The sequence below is a fragment of the Nonomuraea sp. WAC 01424 genome (assembly GCF_003947315.1).
Taxonomy (GTDB): domain Bacteria; phylum Actinomycetota; class Actinomycetes; order Streptosporangiales; family Streptosporangiaceae; genus Nonomuraea; species Nonomuraea spiralis.
This window is the reverse complement of record NZ_QHHZ01000026.1, coordinates 151,166-157,165: the sequence shown is the minus strand read 5'-3', so window position 1 is coordinate 157,165 and position 6,000 is coordinate 151,166. Positions and strand designations below refer to the sequence as shown.

2 protein-coding genes are annotated in these 6,000 nt (G+C 64.6%); one reads left to right on the top strand and one right to left on the bottom strand.

Going from position 1 to position 6,000, the window contains the following annotated elements; genetic code table 11:
• Window positions 1-51: 51 nt before the first annotated feature.
• Complete coding sequence (locus DMB42_RS48755) at window positions 52-3,675, bottom strand: hypothetical protein (RefSeq protein ID WP_125647781.1); 3,624 nt, start codon at window positions 3,673-3,675, stop codon at window positions 52-54.
• 1,755 nt (window positions 3,676-5,430) lie between these two features.
• On the opposite strand from DMB42_RS48755, the gene DMB42_RS48750 reads away from it, so the two are divergent.
• Window positions 5,431-5,859: an RICIN domain-containing protein gene (locus DMB42_RS48750; RefSeq protein ID WP_125647779.1), complete on the top strand. Its 429-nt coding sequence runs from the start codon at window positions 5,431-5,433 to the stop codon at window positions 5,857-5,859.
• Window positions 5,860-6,000 lie beyond the last annotated feature (141 nt).

Sequence of the window (6,000 nt, the reverse complement as noted above, 5' to 3'; positions counted from 1 at the left end):
CAACCGGCTGAAGAACTTCCGGGCCGTGGCCACGCGCTATGACAAGCGCGCCTACATCTTCCTCGGCACCGTCACCCTGGCCGCCCTGGTCATCTGGCTCCGGACCTGATCCAAGAAACAGCTCCTAACTGCAGGCGCCGGCTGCGACATAGCCTCCTGGATCACATGCTGACTGATGGCGTCTGCGAGCGATGCCATGCCCTCGTCGTCAGCGTCCTCCGTGTGCTCGGTCTCCGATACCACGCTGGGCCGCCAAGGAATCTTGCGGCGCTTCAACTCGCGCTGCATTTCCAGTGCGGATCGGCAACGCAGCAAGAAATAGACAGCGTCGCCGAGAACCTGTTCGCCGAGCCGCCCTGGGTCGGCCAAGACAGCGACCGTATTAGCCACGGACCGGCGCAGCTCATGAGCGCTCACGACCCGAGCGAGGACGATCTGATCGTCGCCTACGTCGTAGTCCGCGTCCACGGCGACCTCGTGTCCGCCGATGCGATACCTGCGCTGTATCCCGCTGACAATAATGATCCGCGCGATCTGAGCCAGCCGAGCTGTGAAGCTGGCAGTGGTACGCGATTGGTCTGGCCCCGAAACTGTAAAGGCGAGAGCAGCAACCGCAGACACGAAATTCGGGTCGCGAAGTCGGGCAAGCATGCTTTCTGCTCGCAATCTTGGATCCGACTCGATTTCGGGCCCATACTCGATATCCGCGAGGGCCGCTGCTCCCGACAGCGGCTTGGCCCCGGCGGCTTTGGCGAACCCGATGACGCCATCGGAAGGTTCGGCGAAGGATAAGGGGGCGCGCGCGGCCAGCGCTGCGGATGCCAGCGCGGGATCGTCGTTGATGAGGAAGCTCCCCGCAATCGCCTCTCCTAGGGTGTGCAGGCCACCCTCGTCGTCCAGGAGGCAGTATGTGCCGGGGCGTAGCCCCTCGGGAAGCTTGTCGAGGTTGCGGTACGCCCGCCGCAACGTCTCGGCCACGAACCGGGGGATCGGCTTCTGCGTGCGGTAGCGTTCGCCGATTCGCTCGAGCAGACGCCGCCAATGTGCATCAGTAGGCCGCTGGGGAGCACCGAGGAAGACCCAAGCATCGTGCAGTCTCTCCGGAAGCACCGTGACGGCGTCGAGGAACGTCTTGCGGTTGTCCCTGCCGACGAGGCAGTCGCCTGCTGTCTCCCATCTGTTGCCGGTCCAGATGACCTGTCGATTTCGCAATTCGCCGGGCGGTCGCTTCTCCCGGCGCAACGCCGATACCAGTGCCTGGTAGACAAGATCCGGCCTGTTCACGCGGCCACCGGTCTCGCGCAGTTTCGCGAGCGCTGTGAGGATGTCGTCTGCTTGGGGTTCGGTACGGCATCCCAGCTGCCGCAGCATGGCCGATGACAAGCCCACGGAGTACGGGACATCCTCCCCCAGCACGGCGACCAACTGGTCAGACCGTATGTAGGTGTCGCAAGGGGCCGCGACTTTACTCGGTCCGGCCTCGAGAAATTTGATCGTTTTCATCTGGCTGAGCACGGATGGGATAAGCAGTCTTCGCTGCCGCGTCACCGCCTGTCGCATGACTGCCGGGGAAACACTGCCCTGCTCCACCAACCGCGCCAGCGTCACAAGGTCGCTGCCACGAACTGCGCGCCGAAACCGCAAATGCTTGAGCGACACGTTCGCCTCGTCAGCGGGCGTGGGCAAGTGCAGTGCCGGCGCTAACAGTGATGCCCCGCTCGCCGATCGGCTCACCATGTCCACCGGAGCAACCCACTCTCCGCGTTCATCTTGGAGCACTGGGGAACGGCGAATAGCAGCCCATGCCTTCCCTGTCAGGGTCGGTCGGCCGCGGATATAGCGTCCGAGAGCATCACGCTCCTGCTCGGAGGCAATCCTCTCCTCGACACGTCTCGCCGTCTCGATCGCCCATTCAGAGAACTTGAACGACCTGCACAATTTGGCAAGGACAAGAAAATCGGCCAGCTCAGGATGCAGGATCTGATCTTGGGGAATCACGTCGGCAACCGTCTCGTGGACTAGCCAAAGTTCGTTCGGTGAGCTAAGCGTGCCTGCGCCAGTCAGCGTTGTGGGCGACGTGCAGAGGTCCTTCTTGTGGCTGGCGTTGAGCTCGCTTCTGCACGCATCTAGGGCGACCGCGAACCGCTGCTGGAGCGGAAGGCTGCGCAGTGCGTCGGGGAAGCGCGTGAAATAGCGCTCCACCTCAGTGGCCGCATCTACCTCGGTCGCCAGCCCCCTTGCACTCACTCCAGCACAGCGCAGGCGGATCAGCGAGTTGACGGTGAACGCCTTGCCTCCCAATTTGGTCGCCATCGCCCGGGCATCTGGCCGCGAAGCGAAGCCGGAGTGCAGGAGGTTCTCCGCGTCCAAAGTGCCGGCAGCGAAGGTCGCGAGCGCCGGGCTGACCGGTATCGCCAACGACCCGACCGTGGTGCACACCGGTCGCTTTGCGCGGCCTGTTGTCGCCTGGGTCGGCCAGCACGGCTCGCTACGAAGCAGTCGGTCAATCTCCTCGCTCAGGACAGGCACTGTCGACGAGTCGGCAGACTGCGGGTCGAAGGCGAGGAAAGCCTCGGCGCCGAATTCAGCAAACAGGCGCTCGGGAAGCAGCCGAACGGCGAACGCGGCGGATTGCTGGAGAAGCCAGGCGTTCCACTCACTGTTCTGGGGATCGACAAGCTGGCTACGGTCCTCGGTCATCTCAAACGGGGCGCTGATGCTGAACGCGAATCCCGTCCGTGACCGCGTGGCGCCAATCGGGTAGTAGAAAATCCCGGACGTACGCAGATCCAAGCGACCACGCCGAGTCCGGACCGAGACGCCCAATCGGACCCGGCCTCCGGGAACCCGGAAGTAGCCGGGCACATTCGGCTTCCGGAGACCAGCTGGCGGCATCAGGACATGCTGATACTCCATCTCAGTGATCGTTTCAAGCGCGTCGCCCAGCGACGGGCCGTGCTCCTGCAGCCGGGCAGTCCGCCTTATCACGTTCGGGCCGGACGACCCAGCGCGGGCAGACTGCCGCCACCGCAACTCGTGCCCAAGACGTGCGGAACGAAGCACCACAGCCCGCAGATTCTTTCCCCGCCCGGGATGCGCCAACTTGATGAGCGTAGGCGCGAGCTCGCCAGCAATGGTTTTCAGTGCCTCGGCCTCACGACGCTCGTCGAAGGCCAGCAGTGCCCCGTCGTCAACCTGACGGTACGGGACCACAAGGGTCGCCCCTGGCCATGCCTGCGATTCCGGATGGGCCAGCGGTGCAGCCAGCGCTCCCTTCGAACGATCAAGGATCGTGTACAGCCCCCCGGACATGATGTGGATACGGTCCCCAAACAAGAACAGAGACCGGAGACCGAAGTTCTTCGACCCGATGCCGTTGGCCTTCGGCTCGACACGGTCACCTGCACCCGGTATCAGACCGTGGCCAAGCATTACGCTCAGCCGACTCCACCCCGCACGGTCGATGGTCTTCCCGCTGCCTCGGACGATGACAGCATCCGGACCGAAGTCGATTACTAGTTCGACTCCTCCTGCGTCGTACTCATTCTGCACCAGCTCTCGCAGAACGTCCGCCGGGGTATGGCCGCGCACGAACTCGGTGAGCAGGCTCGCACCGATGCGGAACTGGAAGTCGAGGTCCGCAGAGTTAGCGGGGATAGGGGATTGATCAGGCACGTCTGTTATCCATCAAGCAGCTCCAGGGACGAATATGATGATGCCAGGCCCTGCCGACAGAAACGGTCACCCGACCATCCTGGGACACTGTGTGTCGTTTCGGAGATCGCCCTGACTTGTGGGGGCAAGCATGGAATCACGCTGCGCTCTACGGCCGTAGTGGTCGAGCGCTACCCGGCCGCCAACTCGACGATTCAGCGCGCGGCTCCTAGTTCTCGGGAAGAGGGCTTCGTACGAGGACAGGTCGGCAAGGGCGTGTTCGAGCGCGAGAAGCAACCGTTCCCCGTCACCGCGACGTGGCCAAGGTTCGAGACAAACAGCTTGGGGACATGCGCGGGATGATCACGGAAAGGACCGAGGCATTACATTGCGTTTTTCCAGCTCAGCACATATAGCCAAGCCCGCCCGCCCGCGCTCTCCTAAAGCGGGTGCCGCAGGTTTGAATCCTGCCAGGGGCACGCATCTGAACAGGCATTTCCGCCCCTGACCTGCGGTTTCACAGCCGCAGGTCTTTGCTGTCCAGACCTTATAGGCAGCCAACAGTGCCCGCATGCCGCCGTAAGACCACGCTCAGGGGATACAAGATGGATAATCTTGAAGGCGTTTCTCCAGGTCGGGCCCTGAGTTTGGGCTATTCGGGGCTCCGGTAGCCCGCTACAGCCGCCCCGGCGTGTGACGAACACAGCCATCAATCGTGCCAAACACGTGCATACATTCCGAGCGTCGCCCCGCCCCGGCCGTCTGGCTTTGTTCGTGAGTTTGGGCGCCGCCCCCTCGGTGGCGGCGGAGTGCATCTGTCTTCGGCCAGCGCTCCGCTCACGCACAGTGACGGGTGTCGGAGGCGGGACTCGCCTTGTCTGCGGACCGGCTCGCCGTCAAGGGGCGGCTCCCACAGCGGCCTGCTGGTGGCCACCGCCATCCAGAGCCGTACGCCGCCGCTGTGTGCTCCGACGCCGTCACCGACCTAATCCGCTACCTGTACTTCGGCCTCGGCCCGTGATGGACGCCCGAACCCGGCGACCCACCGACCCAGCCCACCTGCCGGACCTGCTCGACTACTCGCCCCATCACCAGGTACGACCGGGGACCGCGTACCCAGCCGTCCTGCTGACCACCCCACGCACGGACACCCGCGTGGACGCCATGCAGTGGACGCCATGCACACGCGCAAGCTCACCGCAGCCCTCCAGCACGCCACCACCTCGGCAAACCCCAACCTGCTGCGCTGCGACGACGGCGTGGGACACGGCGCCCGCGCCCGCGTCTCGCTGAAACGACCTTCAGGCCGACGCGCCGGCTTTCCGCGTTGCCCACACCGGGCTGACGCCCGCCGGCTGCGGATCCGATCGGCTGATCTTCACTTCTGCCACCAATGTGCGTCGCATCCCTCACGTCCTATGGAACCGCGATGTTGCGCCCGATGGCCTCGAAACGGTCCCGAAGCTCAATCCTGCCCACCGGCGTTCGGAACGGGTCTCGGGACGATCGTTCCTGCGGAAACGCGATCATGGGTCCGGCCCGGCAGACCGTCCCGCAAACGACCACTTCCGGGACGCCCCCTACCTGGTGGCTGGGGACACGTTCAGGAGCGGAGGGCCAACCAGGAAGGGTGGTCGACGGGCTACCGCCGCCTTCCTGCAGCGGGAACCCTGTCCGGAAGCGGTCACGACCGAAGGATGATTTCCCGTGCGTAATCGTCTCTTATGGAGACAAGGCGGCGCACCGCCCCCTCTGCTCCAGTTCGAGAGGACCCCTATGGACATCCCGGCCCGAGCCACCCTGATCAACAAGAAGTCCGGGCTCGCCCTCGACATCGCGCAATGCGACATGTCCGACGGTGGCTGGGTGATCCAGTGGACCCCCCACGGCCGGACCAACCAGATCTTCCGCCTGGAACCCGCCGATGGCGGCTACAGGTTCATCGCCGAGCACTCCGGCAAGGCCCTGGACGTCAGCGTGGCGAACCAGAACGCCGACTTCGCGATGCAGTGGAGCATCAACGGCAGCCCCAGCCAGATCTGGTACCTCAAGGAGCACGAGGCGGGCGTCTACCGGCTCATCGCCAAGCACTCAGGCAAGGTGCTGGCAGTCGCAAACGCCTCCACCGACCCGGGCGCGCGCGTGGTGCAGTTCGAACAGGGTCGTGACGAGAACGAACTCTGGCTGCTCAAGGCCGTTCTCTAGCGCCAGTGCGCGGCGTGGGCGCGTCCTGGAACAGCGCAGCGGGTCTCCCTTCCAGGTCGAGTCCCCGCGGACCCCGGCCTCGCCCACCGGGCCGCCGAGCGTTTTCTGGTCGCCACACTGGGCGGTGACCTCGGCGGGCCG